A 21,515-nucleotide genomic window follows, 5' to 3' on the forward strand; every position below is an offset into this window, starting at 1 on the left:
CGGCCGATCCCTGCCACATGATGACATCGGTCACAAGCGTCAATCGGCATCGCGCCAGTCCAAGCCGCATCTCAAACCGCGATATGGCAGCCACGCCTCGGCGCGAAATGACAAGATTCAGACATCGCTCGCTGCTATCTTTTGGATGGCTTGACGGCCAGGCGTGTGAGCTCGGTACGTGCGCGGAGGCATTACAACCGAAAAGGGAGGGCGAATTGCGGCAATCTCACTCTCAGGCCATGACCTTGTTGATTGCGCCCTTCGTTCGCGGTGGGCTCCTCGGCGCCTGCCTGGCTTTCGCCGTGGGCATGACCCCAGCGCAAGCGGAAGAGACCATCGGCACGCCGGGATCGCCCAGCGCCACGACGACGATCGACGGACAACAGCTTCCGGCGCCCGATCCCGCATTCGGCGGCGTGATCAAGGACGACGCCTTGCAGTCCACTCCATGGTGGGCGCCGCGCGTGGTCCCGCCGAAGGAAGCGCCGAACATCCTGCTGATCATTACCGACGATGCTGGCTTCGGGGTGCCGAGCACCTTCGGCGGGGTGATCCCAACCCCGACGATGGACCAGATTGCGAATGAGGGGCTGCGCTATACAAGAGTCTTCTCGACGGCATTGTGCTCGCCGACGCGGGCGGCGCTCATCACGGGCCGCAATCACCACTCGGCCGGCTTCGGCGTGATCGCCGAGCAGTCGACCGGCTTCCCCGGCTACAACAGCATCATCAACAAAGACAAAGCAACGATCGGCCGCATCCTGCTCGACAACGGCTACGCGACCTCATGGTTCGGCAAGGACCACAACACGCCGGCCTTCGCGGCGAGCCAGGTCGGACCGTTTGACCAGTGGCCGACCGGCATGGGCTTCGAGTACTTCTACGGCTTTGTCGGCGGCGACGCCAACCAGTGGCAACCGAATCTCTTCCGCAACACCACGCAGATCTATCCGTTCCGGGGGAAGGAAGGCACCTGGAATCTGGTGACTGCGATGGCCGACGATGCCATCGACTACATTTCACGCATGCACCAGACCCAGCCGGACAAGCCGATCTTCATCAAATACGCGCCCGGGGCCACGCACGCGCCGCACCACCCGACCAAGGAATGGGTGGACAAGATCCACGCGATGCATCTTTTCGACGACGGTTATGAAAAGTTGCGCGAGCGAATCTTCGAGAACCAAAAGCGTCTCGGCATCGTCCCCCAAGATGCGAAGCTGACGCCCTGGCCGAAAGACCTTCTCAAGCCATGGGACGAGCTCACCCCCGAGGCAAAGAAGCTCTTCATCCGGCAGGTCGAGGTCTTCGCCGCCTACGCGGCCTACAACGATCACGAAATCGGCCGGGTGATCCAGGCTTTCGAAGACCTTGGCAGGCTCGACAACACGCTGGTTATCTACGTCAACGGCGATAACGGCACGAGCGCCGAGGGCGGACCTTTGGGGACGCCGAACGAGGTGGCGTTCTTCAACGGCCTAAACGAGATTCCGGTCGACGTGCAGATGAAGTTCTACGACGTCTGGGGCACCGAGCAGACCTACAATCACATGTCGGCCGGCTGGTCGTGGGCGTTCGATACGCCGTTCGACTGGTTCAAGCAGAATGCCTCCAGGCTCGGCGGCATCAACCAGAACATGGCCGTGTCGTGGCCGGCGCGCATCAAGGACAAAGGCGGTCTGCGCGAGCAGTTCATCCACGTCATCGACGTGGTGCCGACGCTCCTTGAGGCCGCGGGCATCGCCGCGCCCGAGATGGTCGACGGCATCACGCAAGCCCCAATCGAGGGCACGAGCTTCGCCTACACCTTCGAAGCGGAGAACGCCAAGGCGGCGTCCCGGCACAAGACCCAGTATTTCGAGATGATGGGCCAATGGGCGATGGCTGGCTGCTGAGCACCAAGGTCAATCGCGCACCATGGCAGGCTTTCGGCCCTGCCAATCCCGATCCGCTGAACAATCAGGTCTTCCAGCTCTATGACCTGAGCAACGATTTCAACCAGTCGACGGACATCGCCGCGGAACACCCGGACAAGGTCGCCGAGATGCGGGAGAAGTTCGTTGCGGAAGCGAAGAAGTATCAGGTCTTTCCGCTGGACGCCTCGGTTGCTGCCCGTATGGTCGCGCCGCGCCCGAACATCACCGCGGGACGCAGCGAGTTCGTCTACACGCGTCCGATGGTTGGCCTGCCGCAAGGCGACTCGCCGCTCTTGCTGAACACCTCCTACACGATCACCGCCGACATTGAGGTGCCGGAAGGCGGGGCTGAAGGCATGATCCTCACCTCGGGCGGGCGCTTCGGCGGCTACGGCTTCTATCTCCTGGAGGGCAAGCCGGTATTCCTGTGGAACATGGTGGATCTCGAACGCCTGAAATGGGAAGGGCCGGACGCCCTGACCCCGGGAACACACACAGTCGAGTTCGACTTCGTCTATGACGGCATGGGTCCCGGCACACTGGCCTACAACAATTTCAGCGGCATCGGCCAGCCAGGCACAGGAACGCTGAAGGTCGACGGCAAGGTCGTGGCCACCAGGAAGATGGAGAAGACCCTGCCGTTGATTTTGCAGTGGGACGAGAGCTTCGACATCGGCTCCGACACGCTCACCGGGGTCAACGACGCGGACTACAAGCCGCCATTTGCCCTGACCGCGAAGCTGAACAAGCTGACGATAAGGATGGACCGCCCGCAGCTCACGCCGGAGGATATTGCCAAGCTGGAGGAGGCGCGGAAGGGGGCGGCCGACGCAAACTAGCCATTTGGCACCAGGTGGGGTTTCGCCTAGTACCGGTAGTGGTCAGGCTTGAATGGGCCCTCGGCCGGCACGCCGATATAGGCCGCCTGCTCGGGATTGAGCTTGGTGAGCTTGGCGCCGAGCTTGCCGAGATGAAGTGAGGCGACCTTCTCGTCGAGATGCTTCGGCAGCACATAGACCTTGTTCTCGTACTTGCCGGCATGTTGCCACAGCTCGATCTGCGCCAGCACCTGGTTGGTGAAAGAGGCGCTCATCACGAAGCTCGGATGGCCCGTGGCGCAACCGAGATTGACGAGGCGTCCCTCGGCCAGGAGGATGATGCGCTTGCCGTCGGGGAATTCGACCTCGTCGACCTGCGGCTTGACGTTGTGCCAGCGGAAATTGCGCAGGCCGCTCACCTGGATCTCGGCGTCGAAATGGCCGATATTGCAGACGATGGCGCGGTCGTGCATGGCGCGCATATGGTCGACGGTGATGACGTCCTTATTGCCGGTGGCGGTTACGAAGATGTCGCCCTTGGGCGCCGCCTCCTCCATGGTCGTCACCTCGTAGCCTTCCATTGCCGCCTGTAGCGCGCAGATCGGATCGATCTCGGTGACGGCGACTCTGGCCCCCTGGCCCTTCAGGCTTTCGGCGCATCCTTTGCCGACGTCGCCGTAGCCGCAGATCACGGCGTACTTGCCGGCCAGCATGACGTCGGTGGCGCGCTTGATGCCATCCGGCAGGCTCTCACGGCAGCCGTAGAGATTATCGAATTTCGACTTGGTGACGCTGTCGTTGACGTTGATGGCGGGGAAGGGGAGCGTGCCCTTCTTCTCCATCTCGTAGAGGCGGTGCACGCCGGTCGTGGTCTCCTCCGACACGCCGCGCAAGTTCGCCTTGACCTTGGAGTAGAAGCCGGGGTCGCGGGCGAGCCGCTTCTTGATGGTGGCGTATAGCGCCGCCTCCTCGTCGTTGGTCGGCTTGGCGATCACCGACGAGTCCGTCTCGGCTTGCGAGCCGAGAATGACGATGAGCGTGGCGTCGCCGCCGTCGTCGAGGATGAGGTTTGCCGTCTCGCCGCCCGACCATTCGAGGATGCGGTCGACGTAGTCCCAATACTCGTCGAGCGTCTCGCCCTTGACGGCGAAGACCGGCGTGCTGGTTGCGGCGATCGCCGCCGCGGCATGGTCCTGAGTGGAGAAGATGTTGCACGAGGCCCAGCGCACCTCGGCGCCGAGCGCCTTCAAGGTCTCTATGAGAACCGCGGTCTGGATGGTCATATGCAGACAGCCGGCGATTCTCGCGCCCTTGAGGGGCTTTGCGCTGCCGAATTCCCTGCGCACGGCCATGAGGCCCGGCATCTCAGTTTCGGCAATGGCGATCTCTTTGCGGCCCCAGTCGGCGAGCCCGATGTCCTTGACGTGGTAGTTCATGCCGTCTCCGCTCTTGGCTGTATAAAGATATAAAGAACTCCTTATATCTTATCTCAAGACCCTGGAGTCAAGGCCGGGAAGAGCTAAGTCTCTCAGGCACTGAACCAGAGCTTGATCGAGACATTGCCCCGATCGACGGCGACGGCAGTCCGGTCGGCGTGCGCGCCGGCGGCAAAGCTCTTCAAACCCGCGGTCACCGCCCCTTCTTCGTGCACCGTCTCGTGTCCCCGCTCCACAGCGCCGAGGCTCGGGGCACGCCCGCGATATTTCAGCTCGACCAGGAGATCAATCCCGTCATAGCTCGCCGAAATTTCGAGTGGAGCATCGATGAAGTGTCCCTCCTTGAGGTGAGCCACGACGCCGGCGACTCCATCTTTGGCGCGCTCGACAAGCTCTGCGTTGAGTTTCCAGGCGGCCGCCTCCTTGTCGAGGAAGCGTCCGAAGCCTGCGAGTGCGTCGGACGTACGCCACACCATCGCATCCTTCCTGCGGATGCCGATGCGAAACAGCAGCGTCAGTCCGATCGCGGCAGCGAGGCTGACGGTCAGCATGCTGCCGAGCACGTCGTTCCAAGGCCCCGGCAGCGCGCGGAAGTAGCCGGCATTCACTTGCGTGGCGAGGCCGAGGAGAAGGCCGATCGACAGGGCAAAACAGGCACGCGTGCTTAAGCTCCGCGAGGCAACGATTTCGATCCCGCTCGTGATCATGAAGGACGCGGTAAAGATCAGCACCGCGCCGGCAATCTCCGATGGTAATGCGGTCACGGCAGCCGCCACCTTCGGCAGAAAGGCGAAGACGGCAAGGAGCGACGCGGCGGCGAAGGCGATGGCGCGGCTCGTGGCGCCGGTCGCGCTGGACACGCCGACAAGGCTCGGCGCCGACGACGTGCCGAGACAGCCGAGGAGTCCGGCGGCAACTGCTCCGACGGCATCGCCGAGCACGCCCTTCTCGATATTATCGAGATCGGGCCGCTTCCATTCGGCATCGTTGATCTTCTGACAGGTGGTGACCACGCCGATGGTCCGAAGCGTGGCGGCAAATCCGGCGGCGAGGAATACCGGTATGAGGGACGCTTCGAAGGAGTAGGAGAGGAAGGACGGGTTGGGCAGGGCGATCCAGCGGGCTGCGCCGATCGATGTGAGTGCGGCGGCGTCGACAATGCCCCAAGCAAGAGCGGCGGCGAGGCCGGAGACGACGCCAAGCAGGACCGACGACAGGCGCCACACCCCACGGCCCCAAATGCTGAGGGCAACTGCGGCCGCGAGCGTGACAAACGCGACGAAAACGTGGGGCCAATAGGCGGGTTCCTGCTTGCCGATCTCGAGCGTCTTGGCAATTCCGACCAGGCCAAGTTCGAAACCGACGACGAGAACCGTGAACCCGGCGATGGTCGGCTGGAACACCACCCTGAGTCGCCTTAAGAGACGCGACAGCACCGCCTCGGTCAGCCCGGCGAAAATGGTCATTCCCGCCACTGCCGGCAGGCCGCCAGCCTCGGCCGCGAGGATCGCCGGTCCGATATAGATGGCGGAGAACACGGGCGGCGCGAGATAGCCCGAGCCGAAGAACTTCCCGCGATAGGCCTGCGCAAACGTGCCGACCGCAAGGACGATGAACCCGAGGCCGACGAGGTCTTGCGTCACCTCTGCCGACGCCGAGGCGGCCCGCGCCACCATCACCACGAAGATCAGGTAGACGCCGATCAGAACAGCGTATTGCAGTCCGAGGATCGCGAGGCGCGCTGGCGGCGGTTGTTCATCGACGCCGTATAGAAGCTCGGGCGGCTTGATTGCCATCGCTCCCGCCGATCAATCCTCTTCGCCGAAGCCGTTCTTGACCAGCGCCACGAGCGCGGCGAGCGCTTCCTTCGCCTGCCCGCCCTCCACCTCTATGAGGATGGAATGGCCCTGGCCGGCGGCGAGCATCATCAGCCCCATGATCGAGGTGCCGCCAACCGTGTGCCCCTCGCGCGACACCTTGACATTGGCGCTGAAGCTCGACGCGCAACGCACGAACTGAGCAGACGCGCGGGCGTGCAAGCCCTTCTTGTTGGGGATGACCACCTCGGCGAGGACACCCTTCTCGCGCTCGCCGGTAATGTGGCGCGCCTTCGCCACGGCGCTAGTTCGCCGACAGGATCTGGCTTGCGACGCTGATATACTTGCGTCCTGCCTCTTGCGCCTGCGAGATCGCCTCATCCAATCCGCACTCGCCGCGCACGCTCGCGAGCTTGACCAACATCGGCAGGTTGACCCCGGCGATCACCTCAACGTTAGAATTCTCCATGGCGGAGATGGCGAGGTTGGACGGTGAGCCGCCGAACATGTCGGTAAGCACGACCACTCCGTCGCCGGAGTCGACGCTGGCAAGCGCTGACAGCATGTCGCTGCGCCGCACGTCGAGGTCGTCGTCCGGTCCGATCGAGATGGTGGCGATCTGTTCCTGCGGGCCCACGACATGTTCGAGCGCCGCGCGAAATTCGCGTGCAAGCTTGCCGTGGGTAACGATGACAACGCCGATCATGCTGCCTCTTCAGGTGAAGGCCCCCCGGCCAAGGGCCGCTATCTTTGTCGGGAGAGGGGTCATGCGCAAGCCCCGAAGGCCGTCCCCACGATCATTGTTCCGGCGCGAGCAAAAGCGCCATTTTCAGCTTCAAGGGTGCCGATGCCTCGAAAGCTGAAAGTCTGAGCGAAGGGATTGCCACGCCTGCGATCGTCGTGCGCTCCCATGGATCGGGCGGCATGCGGGGCACTTCGTCCGCCCCCACCAGGTCGCAAACCAAAACCAGCGGCGCCTCCGCGAGGAAGGGCATTTCGGCAATTCCCAATCCCCTCACCTCGATCATTCCGGCGATCGTCTCGGGCACTGAAGCGATGGCCCGGCGGTCGCCTTGCGCTTCCACCCAAACTTGATCGTCGGCGACAAGTACGGGGCGAAGCTCGCCGTCTCTTGGCAGGGCGAGGAACCTCAACGCAAGGTCCGTCTTTCCCGCGCCCGCCCCGCCCCGCAGCAAGGCCGCACGGTTGCCGAGGGCGACGCAGGTGCCATGAACGAGCTCACGCGCCACATAAGCCTCTCGTCTGTCCGCTGATCCCTATGCTGCCGGCAGGCGGATCACGAAGCGTGCGCCGCCGCTCATGCCTGCGGGAACATCGCCCTTGCCACGGCCGGCGCCTTGTGGCGGCCGGTTCTCGGCGTAGAGGCGTCCGCCATGCGCGACCACGATTTGTCGCGAGATATTGAGGCCGAGCCCCGAGTTCTGGCCGAAATTCTCTTGCGGCCGGTCGGTGTAGAAGCGCTCGAAGACGCGCTCAAGGTTTTCCGGCGGAATGCCCGGTCCCTCGTCCTCTACCGCGATCTGGATCTCAGGCCCAATGCGGCGGACCACGACGGCGACGCGGCCATCCGGCGGGGAGAACGAGATGGCGTTCTCGAGCAGGTTGACGATGACCTGGTGCAGGCGGCTGTCATGGCCCGTGACCCGGTAGGGATGGGGGCCGGGCGCATAAGCGATGTCGAGCACCACTTCGGGCGTATCGTCGCGATGAATGTCGTTGAACAAGGACACCGTGGCGCGCAAGAGATCGTCCATGCTCACGGGCTTCGCGTCCTCGCGGGCAAGCTCGGCGTCGAGGCGCGAGGCGTCGGAGATATCGCTGATCAGGCGGTCGAGCCGTCTCACGTCGTGCTGTATGATCTCGAGCAGCCGCTCCCGCGACTCGTCGGTCTTGGCGAGCGGCAGGGTCTCGGTAGCGCTCCGTAAAGAGGTCAGCGGGTTCTTCAGCTCATGCGCCACATCGGCGGCGAAGCTCTCGATGGCGTCGATCCTGCGGTAGAGCGCGTTGGTCATGTCGCGCAGCGCGCCGGATAGATGGCCGATCTCGTCGGAGCGGTCGGTGAAGTCGGGAATCTCGGCGCGCGCCCTGACGCTATGGCGCACCCGCTCTGCGGCCGCCGCAAGCCGCTGCACCGGGCCGGCGATGGTATTGGCGAGAATGAGCGACAGCACGAAGGTGACGGCGCCGGCGAACAACGACACGCGGAAGATGCTCCAGCGCTCCGCCGCGACGATATTGTCGATATCGCCGCCGCGGGTCGACAGCAGAAGCACGCCGAGTACGGCGCGCATGCGCTGCACCGGCACGGCCACCGATACCACGACCTCGCCCTTGTCGTTGACCCGGACGATCGGCACCGACGTGCCGGTGAGCGCCGTCGCCACCTCGGGGTAGGCCTTGCCGTTGGCCCCTCCGATCTCGGTATAGGGCGGCAACTCGTATTGCCGCATGCGCGAGGTTATCGCCTGCCAGAATTTGCTGAGAGCGTCGGGCTCGCCGGTATCCGGTGGGGGCAGGTCGTAGCGGAGCACCTCACCGCGCGAGTAGAACGTGTCGGAATCGAGGATCAAGGCGCCGTCGCGGTTGTAGATGCGGGCGCGGCTTCCCGTAGGCTTGACTAGCGGGCGCAAGATCGGCGCCGCCCGCTCGGGATCGATGGTAAAGCCGAGCGAGTTGTTGGAGAACGCGGTGCCGTCGTCGCCGGCGCCGGCTTGGCCGAGCTCGATTTCCAAGAGCTTCTCCGGGTCGACCTGCACCTCGTTGGTGTCGACGCCGGCGGAAGCGGCAATCGCCCGCGCGATGATCTCGCCCTGGGTGAGGAGACTCTGCACCTTGGCGTCGATCAGCCCGGCGCGGAACTGATTGAGGTAGAGAATGCCGGAGACGAGGATAGCGAGGCCGATCAGGTTGAGCACCACGATGCGGCGCGTCAGGCTTGAAAAACCGTGACGGAAGGGGCGGTGCTCGGCGATCCACCCCGGGAAGCGTTTCACGCGCGCGAAGCCGATGCGTACGGCACGGCGGACGCGCTCCTTGGTCGAGGAGTCAGCTTGATGCCAGGACCTGTCGGTCTCGGCGGTCATCGCGCATCACTCTTTGAACCGGTAGCCCACGCCATAAAGCGTCTCGATCACGTCGAAGCTCTGGTCGACAGCCTTGAACTTCTTGCGCAATCGCTTGATGTGGCTGTCGATGGTGCGGTCGTCGACATAGACCTGGTCATCATAGGCCGCATCCATCAGCGCGTCCCGGCTTTTTACCACCCCCGGCCTCGCGGCAAGCGCCTGAAGGATCAGGAATTCCGTCACGGTGAGGGTGACGGGGCGGTTGTCCCATACGCAGGTATGGCGCTCCGGGTCCATCTTGAGCTTGCCGCGTTCCAGCACCTTCGACTTGTCCTCGACCTGGGCAGCCGCCTCGCGCGGCTGGGACCTGCGGAGCACCGCCTTCACCCGCTCCACCAGGAGCCGCTGGGGGAAGGGTTTGCGGATGAAGTCGTCGGCGCCCATCTTGAGGCCGAACAGCTCATCGATCTCCTCGTCCTTGGAGGTGAGGAAGATCACCGGCAGCTCGCTTCTCTGGCGCAGGCGGCGCAGAAGCTCCATCCCGTCCATACGCGGCATCTTGATGTCGAGAATGGCGAGATCGGGCGGGTTCTCCGAGAAGCCGTCGAGCGCGCTCGCGCCGTCATTGTAGGTCTGGGTCTTGTAGCCTTCCGCCTCGAGCACCATGCGCAAGGAGGTCAGAATGTTCCGGTCGTCGTCGACAAGGGCGATTGTGGGCATTGGGGGCCTTTTGCGCGTTGACGCGAATGATGGGTGTATGGTCATAGGGCTGCCCCTAAACGTGGCAGCATCGCGGCGCCTTGCGCCACACCCGTCTTTATCGGGATGCAACAAATATCGTTATGGCGCAAGTAAATAACTCTCCACAAATGCCCGCGAAGGCTGAGATTGCGGCCGATGCGCGCACCCTGGTGCGCCGGGCATTCAAGGGGTCTCTGGCCACTATCGATGACCCTACAGGCTACCCCTACGCCTCGCTGGTGACGCTTGCCACGGACATGGCGGGCGCCCCTATCTTCCTCATTTCCACCCTGGCCCGGCATACCCGCAACCTCGCACGCGACCCGCGCGCCTCGGTCCTGATCGACGGCTCGGGTGACCAGGCCGATCCCCTGCAAGGAGCCCGCGTCACCCTCCGCGGCAGGGCCGAGAAGGTCGAGGACGGTGAGCCGCCGCGCCGTTTCCTCGCCCGGCACCCCGAAGCCGCATTCTATGCCGATTTTCCGGATTTTGCCTTCTGGCGCTTGAGCCTAGAGGATGCCCACTATATCGGCGGCTTCGGGCGGATCTTCGATCTCGACGCCGCCGATCTCCTCGTGTCACTCGACGGGGCTGAAGCTCTGATCGCTGCGGAGCCCGGCATCATCGCCCACATGAACGACGACCATGCCGACGCGATCGCCCTCTATGCACTGGCCTTTACCGGCGGCGATCCCGGGCCGTGGCGCATGACCGGCATTGACCCCGAAGGCTGCGATATCGCGCTTGGCACCGATGCCCGCCGTATCCTCTTCGCCGAACGTGTGACGACGCCGCAGGGCGCGCGGAAAGAGCTCGTCCGTCTTGCTGAGGAGGCGAGGGCTACGGCCGAACCGTCCTGACCGGTGGCCTTGTCATAGGACCTTCCTTGAAAGCCTTCTGAGTTCAGGGTAGCTAGTGGGCGATACCGACCGACTTTCCACCGATCCGAAATCTGGGAACGAAACCGCATGAGCGTTCAGTCGAAGATTGCGGCCGGAGTGGCCAAGACGACTAATCCGAAAGTGCTCGCTTTCGTCGAGGAGGCGAAAGAACTGTTCAAGCCGGACGATCTACACTGGTGCGACGGCTCGAAGGAAGAGTACCAGGAGCTCTTGAAGCTCATGGTCGATTGCGGCACCGCCATGTGGCTCAACCCCGACAAGCGCGGCAACTCGATTCTCGTCCGCTCCGATCCCGCCGACGTCGCCCGCGTCGAGGACCAGACCTATATCTGCTCGAAGAACAAGGAGGACGCCGGCCCCACCAACAACTGGTTCGACCCGGCGGAGATGAAGGAGGCGCTGCGCAAGCTCTACGACGGCGCGATGCAAGGCCGCACGATGTACGTGGTACCCTACTCCATGGGCCCGGTTGGTTCCCCCATCGCCGGCATCGGTGTGATGGTCACCGACAGCGCCTATGCCGTCGCCAACATGCACATCATGACCCGGGTCGGCGACAAGGTGCTGAAGGCGCTGGGTGACAGCGAAGATTTCGTGCGCGGCATGCACACGGTGGGGTATCCGCTGCCGACGCCGCAGACCGCCGACGTGCCGTGGCCGTGCAACAAGACCAAGTACATCTCGCATTTCCCCGAGACGCGCGAGATCTGGTCGTACGGCTCAGGCTATGGCGGCAACGCGCTGCTCGGCAAGAAGTGTCACGCGCTCCGCATCGCGAGCGTCAAGGCGCGCGACGAAGGCTGGATGGCCGAGCACATGCTGATCCTCAAGCTCACCAACCCCAAGGGCAAGGTGAAGTACATGGCCGCCGCCTTCCCGAGCGCGTGCGGCAAGACCAATCTTGCGATGCTCAACCCGACGATCCCGGGCTGGAAGGCCGAGACGATCGGCGACGACATCTGCTGGATGAAGTTCGGCGAGGACGGCAGGCTCTACGCCATCAATCCCGAGACCGGCTTTTTCGGCGTGGCGCCCGGCACATCCGAGGCGTCGAACCTCAATGCGATGAAGGCGCTCGATAAGAACTGCATCTTCACCAATGTCGGCTTGACCGACGACGAGGACGTCTACTGGGAGGAGATGACCAAGCACAAGCCGGCGAAAGCCATTGACTGGATGCGCCGGCCCTGGACGCCCGACGCGGGTCGGCCCGCCGCGCACCCCAACGCCCGCTTCACGGCGCCGGCAGCGCAATGCCCCGTGATCGCGCCGGAGTGGGAGGACCCCAAGGGCGTGCCGATCGACGCCATCCTGTTCGGCGGCCGCCGCGCCACCGTGGTGCCGCTCGTCATCGAGGCCGAGGACTGGCGGCACGGCACGTTCCTGGGCTCCATCATGGCCTCGGAGAAGACCGCCGCTGCCGCCGGCAAGATCGGCGATTTGCGCCGCGATCCGATGGCGATGCTTCCGTTCTGCGGCTACCACATGGGCGACTACTTCGCCCATTGGCTGAAGATGGGCGAGAAGGGCGGCAACAAGATGCCGAAGATCTTCTACGTCAACTGGTTCCGCAAGAGCCCGGAGGGCAAGTTCCTGTGGCCGGGCTACGCCGAGAACTCCCGCGTGTTGAAATGGATCTTCGAGCGCTGCGACGGCACCGCCGAAGCGGCCGACACGCCGGTCGGCAAAGTGCCGGCGGAAGAGGCGCTCGACACCGACGGCCTTGACATCGACGATGCGGCCTTGAAGGAGTTGCTCACGGTCGACGCCGCAGGTTGGAAGGCGGAGCTGCCGCTCATCAAGGAGCATTTCGCCACCTTCGGCGATAAGTTGCCGAAGGGCCTGAGGGACGAGCTTGCCGCGCTCGAAAAGCGCCTGGGTTGACGGATAGCAATCGGCAACACACGAGCCAAAATGCCAGAAGCTTGACATGTGCATCGCATGTGAGCATGCTTTGCACATGTCCAAGATGATCCAGATACGCAATGTTCCCGATGCGCTTCACAGGCGGCTCAAGGCCCGCTCCGCTAACGCTGGGATGTCGCTGTCCGACTACCTGCTTACTGAACTCAGGCGCGTCGCCGAGCGGCCAACACTCGAGGAGTTGCGTGCGCGAATCGAGGCAAGGGCTCCTGTCGACCTGAGCGAGTCGCCAGCAGACGTCATTCGCGCCGAGCGTGATAGCCGGTGATCGTGATCGACGCGTCGGCGCTGCTAGAGGTGCTCCTACCGACACGGCCTGCTGGACCAGCGATGAGGCGGATTTTCGAGTCGACCGACTCGCTTCACGCACCATACCTGCTTGACTTGGAGGTCACCCAAGCGCTCAGGCGCTACGCACGGAGTGGCCAGGTCTCCAATGATCGCTGCCGGGTAGCCTTGGAAGACCTCCGCGAGTTGCCACTCATCCGCTATCCGCATGATATTCTGTTGCCGCGGATTTGGGAGCTGCGCGACAGCCTTACGGCGTACGACGCGGCCTACGTCGCCTTGGCCGAAGCGCTCGATGCGTCGCTCGTGACCCGTGACGAACGCATCGCTGCGGCTCGCGGCCATCGCGCCCGCATTGAGCTCGTATGAGCCGAGGGCTTGCCGCGCGAGGCTGTTCGCCCTAGGCAACCGCCATGAAGACCGGAAAGAGCGTCGTCGCGGCAGGTCATGAGCTGACTGCGGCCGCCGCGGCTGAAATCCTCGAGGACGGCGGCAACTCCTTCGACGCGGCGCTGGCCGCCGTGTGCATGGCGTTCGTCGCTGAGGCCGTGTTCTGCTCGCCTGGCGGCGGGGGATTCCTCATGGCGCGCCGGGACGGGAGCGATCAGGTCAAACTGTTCGATTTCTTCGTCGAGACGCCTCTGAAACGCTGTCCCGCAAGCGAAGTCTCGTTCTTTCCGATCCACGCCGATTTTGGGCCGGCCAAGCAGGAATTCCATATCGGCTTGGGGTCGAGCGCGACGCCCGGCGTGGTGCCGGGACTTTTCGCCATGCACGAGGCGCTTGGCCGGCTGCCGATGAAGCGGCTGGTCGAGCCGGCGGTGCGCGCCGCCCGCCAAGGCTTCCCGCTCACCACCTTCCAGGCCTATCTCTTCACCGTCATCGCGCCGATCCTCACCGCGAGCGAAGGCGTGTCGCGCATCTTCGCGCCGGGCGGCAAGCTAATGGTGGCGGGCGAAACGTTCCGCAACGAAGGTTTCGCGGAAACACTGGAGTGGATCGCCGAAGACGGCGCGCGCCTCTTCGTCGATGGTGATGTGGGCCAAGCGATCGTCGCGCAGTCGCGCGATCTCGGCGGCCATCTCACCACTGACGATCTCAGGCGCTATCGCGTCGTGCTGCGCGATCCGCTGGTCTGGCCGCACGCCGGCGCCACCGTGGCGCTCAACCCGCCGCCCGCCGCGAGTGGCGCGCTCATCGCTTTCGGCCTTGCGTATCTGGAGGCGGCAGGGAACGGCTCCGCCGTCGATGCGTTGGCGCTGCATGCGGCGATGACGGCGACCAACGAGGCCCGCGGCAAACACGGTGAAGGGCTTGCCGAGCGGCTCTCCGGGGGCGTGCTCTTTGAGGAGATGCGCGCGGCCTGGCGGAACCCGGCCGCCTATCGCGGCACCACCCATATCAGCGTCATCGACGCCGACGGCAACGCTGCGGCGGTTAGCCTGTCGAACGGTGAGGGCGACGGTTTCATCGTGGGCGATTTCGGCTTCATGCTGAACAACATGCTGGGAGAGGAGGACCTCGCCAGCGGCGGTCTCGATGCGTGGCGCGAGGGGATGCGCCTCTCCTCCATGATGGCGCCGACCGTCATTCTACAGTCCGACGGCACTGTGACCGCGCTCGGCACCGGCGGCTCGAACCGCATCCGCACCGCCATCCTTCAGGTGGCGGTCAATCTGCTCGACCACGGCATGAGCCTAGAGGACGCAGTCATGGCGCCGCGGCTCCATGTCGAGCGTGACGGTACGACGAGCTTCGAGCCAGAGCTGTCTGAGGAAGCCGTGACGGCGTTCAATGCGCTCGGCGAGAAAGCGCACGCCTGGCCGGCGCAGAACCTGTTCTTTGGGGGAGTTCACGCGGCGCGGCGCCACGGCGACGGCGGGGTGGAAGGCGCCGGCGACCCCCGCCGCCAAGGTGTGGCGCGCGTAATCTGAGCGCTGGCCTGTGTCGCGAATGGTCAAACGGGCGTCGCTAATTGCCAATAAGTTTCGGCAGGCCGGCGCAAGATGGCGTAAGGCTCAGGAGCCGACGAGGGAAGCCATGCAGAACGCCGTCGCCATCTACCATGTGGCCTTCGAGGATGCCGGCACGCTCGGCCCCGTGCTCGAGGAGCGCGGCGTCACGCTTCGCTACTTGCAAGCCGGCGTCGACGACCTCTCGCCGGCGAAGGACGCGGACCTCGTCGTCGTGCTCGGCGGCCCTATCGGCATTTACGAGATCGACCGCTATCCGTTCCTGAAGGACGAGCTCGCCACCATCGAGGCGGTGGTCAACAAGGGCACGCCCGTGGTCGGTATCTGCCTCGGCGCCCAGGCGCTCGCCGCCGTGCTCGCGGCGCGCGTCTATCCCAATAGCCAGAAGGAGCTCGGCTGGGACGAGCTGACCCTGACCGACGAGGGAAAGGCCTCGCCGCTCGGCGCACTGCAAGGCCTGCGCGTGCTCAATTGGCACGGCGATACGTTCGATCTCCCGGCCGGCGCCACGCGGCTCGCCTCCACGCCGCCGACCCCGAACCAAGCCTTCTCCTACGGCCCGAAGGTGCTGGCGCTCCAGTTCCACGTCGAGCTGCCGCAGCGCGACATGGAGCGCTGGCTAATCGGCCACACGCTCGAGCTTGCCAACTCAAAAGTCGACCTCAACCACATGCGCGCCGAGACGGCGCGCTACGCGCCGGCCTGCAACGAAGCGAGCGTCAAGCTGTTCAACGACTGGCTCGACGCGCTCTAAGGCTTAAAGTCAAGAGCGCCCTTACGGCGTGCCTTTCATCACGACGGACTCGCCGACTTTGGTCGGCAGGTCCGTGGTCTCAGGCGGCTTCACCGGCTCGCCCTTGGCGTTCCACCAGGTCGAGGCATAGGTTACCCCGCCGCTGCGCAGCATCAGGTGCGTCCATACCTCCTCGCCCGGGTAGTAGTAGACCGTCCACGGCCCGAGCATGCCCTTGGGAATGGCGCGGAAGGTAACCAGCACCTCTTCGCCCGGCTTGACGTCGCCTTTCTTCACCTCGATCACCTCGAGCTTGGCGAGATAGCCGGGCAGGTCCTCGCCGGTCTTGTCGTCTTTGGTCACGCTGGTGCAGGTGACGGAGAGCACGCGGACCAGCGCCACGAGGTCGCTCTTCTCCAAGAGTTCCGCCTCCGACATGGGCGCGGGGAGCGCTAAAGCCGGCTGGGCAGAGAGGCAAAGAACGAGCAGACTGATCAGGCGAAGCACGGAGCGCATGGGACCTCCTTTGCGGGGCTTTTGAGCTTACTCTGTTGAACGCCCCGAAAGTAGGCGCCGGTGGCAAACCGGGGAGGAGATTGCCGCGATGGTGAAAATCTATCTGTTCATCGAGTTGCGCGGCTCGGCCGACGCCACGAATGCCGTCAACGCGCTCAAGGCGCTTAGCATGGCCAACTGCGCGTTCGCCAACGTCGTGGTCCTGGCGGACGACAAGATCGTCGCTCAGCTCGACTGCACGGACGCAGGCGATGGCACCAAGGCGATCCTTGAGAACATCTCCGCCGTCGACGGCATCGTGCAGACCAACATCATCGCCGTCGTCCGCCCGGTGAAGCGCTGATATTGCCGCGGCAAGGAATCCCTCCCCTCGCCGGGAGGGATGAGGTCAATCGCGGTCGACGAGGCCCGACACGCCCTCTTTCTTGGCGCAATGCACGCAGCAGAAGATCGCGCCGTCATGCTCCACGCCGTGGCCGACGATGCGCACCCCACAATGGGGGCAGGTCGGTGCCAGCGCCTGGATGGCGCACTCGAAGCTATCGAAGGTCGTGGTGCGGCCGGCCATGACCACCTCGAAGCTCTTGTCGTAGTCGTTGCCGCATTGCGCGCATTTGCCCATGGCTCGCCTCCTTGGAGCGTCGCCCCCGCGCACTAAACGGTTGGAGCGTACCACCGTTCCACACAACACAGTCATGCCCGGCTTTACCTGCCTTTCGCCGAAGCGAAGCCTAACCCGGCACGCGCTTCGGAATAGCTAGGCGCTTCGGCTTCGCGCAGGCAGGTGCCGGGCATCCACGTCTTGGCCTAAAGAAAATCGTGGATGGCCGGGACTTCGCCCGGTCATGACGGAGTAGGTGTTGTTGGGGGTTGCACTGGATCCCGGCTTGCGCCGGGATGACGCCCATTAATGCGCGGCTTCCCAGTTGTCGCCGGCGCGGGCGTCGACCTTCAGCGGCACTTTGAGCGTGAGCGCGGGGGCCGGCGCGTTCTCCATCACGCCTCTCGCCACCTCCATGGTCTTGTCGACCTCCTCCTCCGCCGCCTCGAACACGAGCTCGTCATGCACCTGGAGCAGCATGCGCGCCGACAGCCCTGCCTCTTCGAGCGCCGCCGCCATGCGGATCATGGCGCGGCGGATGATGTCGGCGGCGGTGCCCTGGATCGGCGCGTTGATGGCGGCGCGCTCGAAATTACCGCGCAAGCTCGGGTTCTTGGTGTTGATCTCCGGGTAGTGGACCTTCCGCCCGAACAGGGTCTTGACGTAGCCCTGGCGGCGCGCCTCCGCCTTCATCTGCTCCATGTAATCCTTGATGCCGGGAAAGCGCTCGAAATAGGTCTTGATGTAGGCGCCGGCCTCGCTCCTCCCGATGCCGAGCTGTGCCGCTAAGCCCACCGACGAGATGCCGTAGATGATGCCGAAATTGATCGCCTTGGCGCGGCGCCTGATGGCCGGGTTCATCCCCTCGATGGGCACGCCGAACATCTCGCTCGCCGTCATGGCGTGAATGTCGAGGCCGTCGGCGAAGGCTTGGCGCAAGGTCGGCGTGTCGGCCATGTGCGCGAGCACGCGAAGCTCGATCTGGCTGTAGTCGGCCGAGATCAGCTTCTTGCCCTTCTCGGCGACGAACGCCTTGCGGATCGAGCGGCCCTCGGCCGTGCGCACCGGGATGTTCTGGAGGTTCGGTTCGGTCGAGGCGAGACGCCCGGTGGTGGTCGAGGCAAGCTGGTAGGACGTATGCACCCGCCCCGTGTCGGGGTGGATATGGGCCGGCAGCGCATCGGTGTAGGTGCTCTTGAGCTTGGCGAGGAGCCGCCAGTCGAGCACCTTACGCGGCAACTCGTGGCCCTCGGCGGCGAGTTCCTCGAGCGCCGCCGCGTCGGTGCTCCACGCGCCGGTCTTGGTTCGGCGGCCGCCAGGCAGGCTCATCTTGTCGAACAGGATCTCGCCGAGCTGTTTCGGCGAGCCGATATTGAACTCCTCTCCAGCGAGGGCCCTGATCTCGTCCTCGAGCTGGGCGATGGTCTGGGCGAAGGAACCCGAGAGGCTCGCCAACGCCGCCCGCTCAACCTTGATGCCGGTGCGCTCCATCTCGGCCAGCACCGGCGCGATCGGCCGCTCCAAGGTCTCGTACACCGTCGTGACCGACTCTGCCGCCAGCCGGGGCTTCAGGATCATCCACAGGCGCAAGCCGATATCGGTCTCCTCGCCCGCATATTCCGTGGCGCGCTCGACCGAAACGCGGTCGAAGCCGACCGCCGACTTGCCTGACCCCATCACTTCCTTCTCGGTGAGGCAGGTATAGCCGAGCAGCGAGCCCGCGAGCTGATCCGGCAGATGCTCGGCGCGGCCCGCGTCGAGCGCATACGACATGAGGCAGGGGTCGTCGATTGCGGTGAGCGCGATGCCGTAGCGGTGAAGCGCCACCATGTCGAACTTGGCGTTCTGCACGATCTTGAGCACCGCGTCGTCTTCGAGGAGGGGCTTCAACAGATCGAGCGCAGCGCGCATGGGGATTTGCTTGACCGCAGTCTCGCCGCCGAGATCGAGCCCATCGCCCGCGCGGTGCGCGAGCGGCACATAGGCCGCGTGCCCGGGGATCAGCGCCAGCGCCACGCCGGCGATCTCGCCCACCATCGGGTCGGCCGAATTCAGCTTCACGCGGAAGGCGAAATGACCCTGGAAGCGCGCCGCCTCCAACAGATCCCCGAGCCGCTCGGCCTCCGTCACCGTCTCGTAGTTGGCGCGGTCGAAGGCGATGCCTTCGAGCCTGCTCGCCCGCTCGATGGCGAGCTCCGCCGGCGAGCTTGGGCCGCTCTTGGCAGCCTCCGGCGCCGGCCGGCTCGCCACGAAGTCGCCGCGCGGCCCCCGCCGCAAGGGATGGTCGTAGTCGTCCTTCTTGCGCGCTTTCGTCGCCGGTGGCGGCGCAGCGCCCTCCGGCGCCTCCACCCCCAAGCCGTCGGCGATGCGCCGCAGCAAGGTCGAAAACTCGAGCTTGCGCAGGAAGCTGAGCAGGGCCTCCGACTCTGGCTGCCGCACCGCGGTCTCGGCCAGCGGCACATCGAGCGGCACATGCGCGTCGAGGATCACCAAGGTCTTCGATAGCCGCGCCTGGTCGGCGAAATAGATGAGGTTCTCGCGCCGCTTCTCTTGCTTGATCTCTGAGGCACGGGCGAGCAGCGACTCAAGATCGCCGAACTCGTTGATGAGGAGCGCCGCCGTCTTGACCCCGATGCCCGGCACGCCGGGCACGTTGTCGGACGAATCCCCGATCAGCGCCTGCACCTCGATGACCTTCGACGGCGGCACGCCGAACCGCTCGATCACCTCGGCCTCGCCGATCACCTTGTTCTTCATGGTGTCGTACATGACGACGCCGGGCTGAACGATCTGCATCAGGTCCTTGTCGGACGAGACGATGGTCACGTCGGCGCCGGCGTCGAGTGCCTCAAGCGCATAGGTGGCAATCAGGTCGTCGGCCTCGTAGCCCTCCTTCTCGATACAGGCGACGTTGAAGGCGCGCACCGCGTCGCGCACCAGCGGGAATTGCGGGATCAGGTCCTCAGGCGGCTCGGGCCGGTTGGCCTTGTAGCCGTCGAACAGGTCGCTCCTGAAGGTCTTGGCGGAGTAGTCGAGGATCACCGCCATATGGGTCGGCGGCGCAAGCTCGCCCGTCTCCCGAAGCAGCTTCCACAGCATGCCGCAGAAGCCGTGCACCGCGCCCACGGGCAGCCCGTCCGACGGCCGGGTGAGCGGTGGGAGAGCGTGATAGGCGCGGAAGATGTAACCCGAGCCGTCGATCAGGTAGACGTGGTCGCCGCGCGCGACCGGCTTGCCCGATGCGGGGGTGGTGGCCTTTTCGGTTGTCATGATGGCGGCAATATAAGGATCATTTGGCCTGCCGTCAGTAGGCCGGAATGGTTCGTCCCCATCCTCACGATTGGTGTAATCTGGGGGAGGTAGCCTCGACATCGGAGAAGAGCACATGCTCGAAAGCGCTCTTGCACTTCTGACGCTCGCAATGCCCATTACCGGCACGACCGTCCACGACGCGAACATGGGACCGGGCGACATTCCCATGGGCACGTTCTGCCGCGTACAGAACGTCTGCGTCATAGCCCAGACCGAAAGCGACTGCGGCAGGATCGGGGGCACGACATTCCCGACGCTGGATGCCTGCGCCGGCGCTGCGAGCGCAGCGCCACAGCCGGGCGAGTGACCGATCAGATAGACGTGACATCGGAGAAGAGCCATGCTCGAAAGCGCTCTTGCACTTCTGACGCTCGCGATGCCCGTCACCGGAGCGACTCTGCACACCGCGAAGATGGGACCGGGCGACATCCCCATGGGCACGTTTTGCCGGATACAGGACGTTTGCGTCATCGCCCAGACCGAGGCCGACTGCGGCAAGATCAGCGGTCAGACATTCCCGACGCTGGAAGCCTGCACCGCCACTGCGAACACGGCCCCAAAACCGAGCGAGTGATGGCGCAGCGACTGCGGCGTCGAAGATGGCTGTGTGCGGCCGTTTTGCTGACCGCCGCGCTTTTCGGAGCCTCGACGACGGACTCGGCTTCCGCCGCGCCGTCGAACCCGCCTGATACCGCTTCAACTTATGTTCTTGCCATCGGCTCCTGCCTTCCCTGGCTACCGCAGAAGGTGTGCCGACATGACGTCACGCAATTTGCCGACGCGGCGCGAGAACTGATGGGCGTGCCATCGGGCCAGATTACGACGCTCGTCGACGAACAAGCGACGGCACCGGCGGTCCGTGAAGCCTTTGCCAAGCTCAAGGGCGCGATGCCTCCGGATTCGACCGTAATCGTCTACTACGTCGGGCATGGCATGCTCCTGCCCAACTGGAGCGATACCGCGAGCGAGGGTGACGAAGAGACCCTCCTTCTATGGTCAACTTCATTCCCGTTTGCGGCGCTTTACGCAGTCCAGGCCGGAATTTGGTTGACCGGTTCCGAGCTTGCCCGACTGATCGAAGCTCTCCCCGCCGAATCGACTTTGGTTATTCTCGATACCTGCGAGGCCTCGGGCGCAGACGACGCGATCGCCTCCAAGCCGCCCCGGATGAAGGGCAGGGAGATCGCCATCATGGCCTCGTCGCGCGCACACGAGATTGCCTTTGCCGACCTCATTTCGGCAACCTTCACGCGGAATCTGGTGGAGGCGATGCGTTCCGGGGTGCCGACGCTTTACGATGCCTTTCGATTGGCGCAGCGTGAAACGGCAGCCGAGGCTGAATTGCGTTGTGAAGCGGCCGCGGTGAGCGGCTCCGAGGGCTGCACGCCTCAAGATCCGGATTTGGCCGATCCGTCAGGAATCGCAAAGCGGATTCGTTTGGATGCTGAGTAAG

20 protein-coding genes and 1 pseudogene are annotated in these 21,515 nt (G+C 64.5%); 11 read left to right on the forward strand and 10 right to left on the reverse strand.

The window, feature by feature from the left end:
* Positions 1 to 308 precede the first annotated feature (308 nt).
* Positions 309 to 2,755: pseudogene (locus ACRECX_RS05650) on the forward strand (arylsulfatase).
* Between the two features lie 26 nt (positions 2,756 to 2,781).
* Here the strand turns inward: ACRECX_RS05650 and ahcY are convergent.
* The 7 genes from ahcY to ACRECX_RS05685 form a co-directional block, all read right to left on the reverse strand.
* The gene (ahcY, locus tag ACRECX_RS05655; RefSeq protein ID WP_431557845.1) at positions 2,782 to 4,170 is read right to left on the reverse strand and encodes an adenosylhomocysteinase; all 1,389 of its coding nucleotides are present in this window, start codon (positions 4,168 to 4,170) and stop codon (positions 2,782 to 2,784) included.
* A 92-nt stretch (positions 4,171 to 4,262) separates the two neighbouring features.
* Positions 4,263 to 5,966, reverse strand: coding sequence for a uracil-xanthine permease family protein (locus ACRECX_RS05660; protein ID WP_431557846.1), 1,704 nt, complete (start codon positions 5,964 to 5,966; stop codon positions 4,263 to 4,265).
* Positions 5,967 to 5,978: 12 nt separating this feature from the next.
* Positions 5,979 to 6,287, reverse strand: coding sequence for an HPr family phosphocarrier protein (locus ACRECX_RS05665; protein ID WP_431557847.1), 309 nt, complete (start codon positions 6,285 to 6,287; stop codon positions 5,979 to 5,981).
* A 4-nt stretch (positions 6,288 to 6,291) separates the two neighbouring features.
* Positions 6,292 to 6,693 (reverse strand): PTS sugar transporter subunit IIA, encoded by a 402-nt coding sequence (locus ACRECX_RS05670; RefSeq protein WP_431557848.1) that lies wholly within the window; start codon positions 6,691 to 6,693, stop codon positions 6,292 to 6,294.
* A gap of 91 nt (positions 6,694 to 6,784) precedes the next feature.
* The gene (locus tag ACRECX_RS05675) at positions 6,785 to 7,237 is read right to left on the reverse strand and encodes an HPr kinase/phosphorylase (protein ID WP_431557849.1); all 453 of its coding nucleotides are present in this window, start codon (positions 7,235 to 7,237) and stop codon (positions 6,785 to 6,787) included.
* 27 nt (positions 7,238 to 7,264) lie between these two features.
* Positions 7,265 to 9,091 (reverse strand): stimulus-sensing domain-containing protein, encoded by a 1,827-nt coding sequence (locus tag ACRECX_RS05680; RefSeq protein WP_431557850.1) that lies wholly within the window; start codon positions 9,089 to 9,091, stop codon positions 7,265 to 7,267.
* 6 nt (positions 9,092 to 9,097) lie between these two features.
* Positions 9,098 to 9,793: a response regulator transcription factor gene (locus ACRECX_RS05685; protein WP_431557851.1), complete on the reverse strand. Its 696-nt coding sequence runs from the start codon at positions 9,791 to 9,793 to the stop codon at positions 9,098 to 9,100.
* Between the two features lie 149 nt (positions 9,794 to 9,942).
* On the opposite strand from ACRECX_RS05685, the gene ACRECX_RS05690 reads away from it, so the two are divergent.
* The 6 genes from ACRECX_RS05690 to ACRECX_RS05715 all read left to right on the forward strand — a co-directional run bounded on the left by ACRECX_RS05690 (position 9,943) and on the right by ACRECX_RS05715 (position 15,654).
* Entirely contained in the window at positions 9,943 to 10,674 is a 732-nt protein-coding gene (locus tag ACRECX_RS05690) for a HugZ family protein (protein WP_431557852.1), read from the forward strand.
* Between the two features lie 108 nt (positions 10,675 to 10,782).
* Positions 10,783 to 12,600 (forward strand): phosphoenolpyruvate carboxykinase (GTP), encoded by a 1,818-nt coding sequence (locus tag ACRECX_RS05695; protein WP_431557853.1) that lies wholly within the window; start codon positions 10,783 to 10,785, stop codon positions 12,598 to 12,600.
* 76 nt (positions 12,601 to 12,676) lie between these two features.
* Positions 12,677 to 12,907: a FitA-like ribbon-helix-helix domain-containing protein gene (locus ACRECX_RS05700; protein WP_431557854.1), complete on the forward strand. Its 231-nt coding sequence runs from the start codon at positions 12,677 to 12,679 to the stop codon at positions 12,905 to 12,907.
* A 2-nt stretch (positions 12,908 to 12,909) separates the two neighbouring features.
* Positions 12,910 to 13,296 carry a type II toxin-antitoxin system VapC family toxin gene (locus tag ACRECX_RS05705; protein WP_431557855.1) on the forward strand — a complete coding sequence of 129 codons (387 nt, stop codon included), beginning with the start codon at positions 12,910 to 12,912 and terminating at the stop codon, positions 13,294 to 13,296.
* Between the two features lie 44 nt (positions 13,297 to 13,340).
* Positions 13,341 to 14,861: a gamma-glutamyltransferase family protein gene (locus ACRECX_RS05710; protein WP_431557856.1), complete on the forward strand. Its 1,521-nt coding sequence runs from the start codon at positions 13,341 to 13,343 to the stop codon at positions 14,859 to 14,861.
* A 106-nt stretch (positions 14,862 to 14,967) separates the two neighbouring features.
* On the forward strand, positions 14,968 to 15,654 hold the full coding sequence (locus tag ACRECX_RS05715; RefSeq protein ID WP_431557857.1) for a glutamine amidotransferase: 687 nt from the start codon (positions 14,968 to 14,970) through the stop codon (positions 15,652 to 15,654).
* Between the two features lie 21 nt (positions 15,655 to 15,675).
* Here the strand turns inward: ACRECX_RS05715 and ACRECX_RS05720 are convergent, their stop codons facing one another.
* Positions 15,676 to 16,149, reverse strand: coding sequence for a hypothetical protein (locus tag ACRECX_RS05720; protein WP_431557858.1), 474 nt, complete (start codon positions 16,147 to 16,149; stop codon positions 15,676 to 15,678).
* 88 nt (positions 16,150 to 16,237) lie between these two features.
* Between ACRECX_RS05720 and ACRECX_RS05725 the strand changes: the two genes are divergently transcribed.
* On the forward strand, positions 16,238 to 16,492 hold the full coding sequence (locus tag ACRECX_RS05725; RefSeq protein ID WP_431557859.1) for a hypothetical protein: 255 nt from the start codon (positions 16,238 to 16,240) through the stop codon (positions 16,490 to 16,492).
* 45 nt (positions 16,493 to 16,537) lie between these two features.
* Here the strand turns inward: ACRECX_RS05725 and ACRECX_RS05730 are convergent, their stop codons facing one another.
* Positions 16,538 to 16,771 (reverse strand): hypothetical protein, encoded by a 234-nt coding sequence (locus tag ACRECX_RS05730; protein ID WP_431557860.1) that lies wholly within the window; start codon positions 16,769 to 16,771, stop codon positions 16,538 to 16,540.
* A 285-nt stretch (positions 16,772 to 17,056) separates the two neighbouring features.
* On the reverse strand, positions 17,057 to 20,020 hold the full coding sequence (gene polA, locus ACRECX_RS05735) for a DNA polymerase I (RefSeq protein WP_431557861.1): 2,964 nt from the start codon (positions 20,018 to 20,020) through the stop codon (positions 17,057 to 17,059).
* A gap of 115 nt (positions 20,021 to 20,135) precedes the next feature.
* Here polA and ACRECX_RS05740 point away from each other — a divergent pair, with 115 nt between their 5' ends.
* Genes ACRECX_RS05740 through ACRECX_RS05750 form a run of 3 tightly spaced genes read left to right on the forward strand, consistent with a single transcriptional unit; the run spans position 20,136 to position 21,514 of the window.
* On the forward strand, positions 20,136 to 20,369 hold the full coding sequence (locus ACRECX_RS05740; protein ID WP_431557862.1) for a hypothetical protein: 234 nt from the start codon (positions 20,136 to 20,138) through the stop codon (positions 20,367 to 20,369).
* Between the two features lie 33 nt (positions 20,370 to 20,402).
* Positions 20,403 to 20,636, forward strand: a complete 234-nt coding sequence (locus tag ACRECX_RS05745; RefSeq protein WP_431557863.1) for a hypothetical protein — start codon at positions 20,403 to 20,405, stop codon at positions 20,634 to 20,636.
* Positions 20,636 to 21,514, forward strand: coding sequence for a caspase family protein (locus ACRECX_RS05750; protein WP_431557864.1), 879 nt, complete (start codon positions 20,636 to 20,638; stop codon positions 21,512 to 21,514). Before ACRECX_RS05745 ends, ACRECX_RS05750 begins: the two co-directional genes overlap by 1 nt.
* The last annotated feature ends 1 nt before the right edge of the window (position 21,515 follow it).

The sequence above is a fragment of the Methyloceanibacter sp. genome, assembly GCF_050726195.1.
Classification (GTDB): Bacteria; Pseudomonadota; Alphaproteobacteria; order Rhizobiales; family Methyloligellaceae; genus Methyloceanibacter.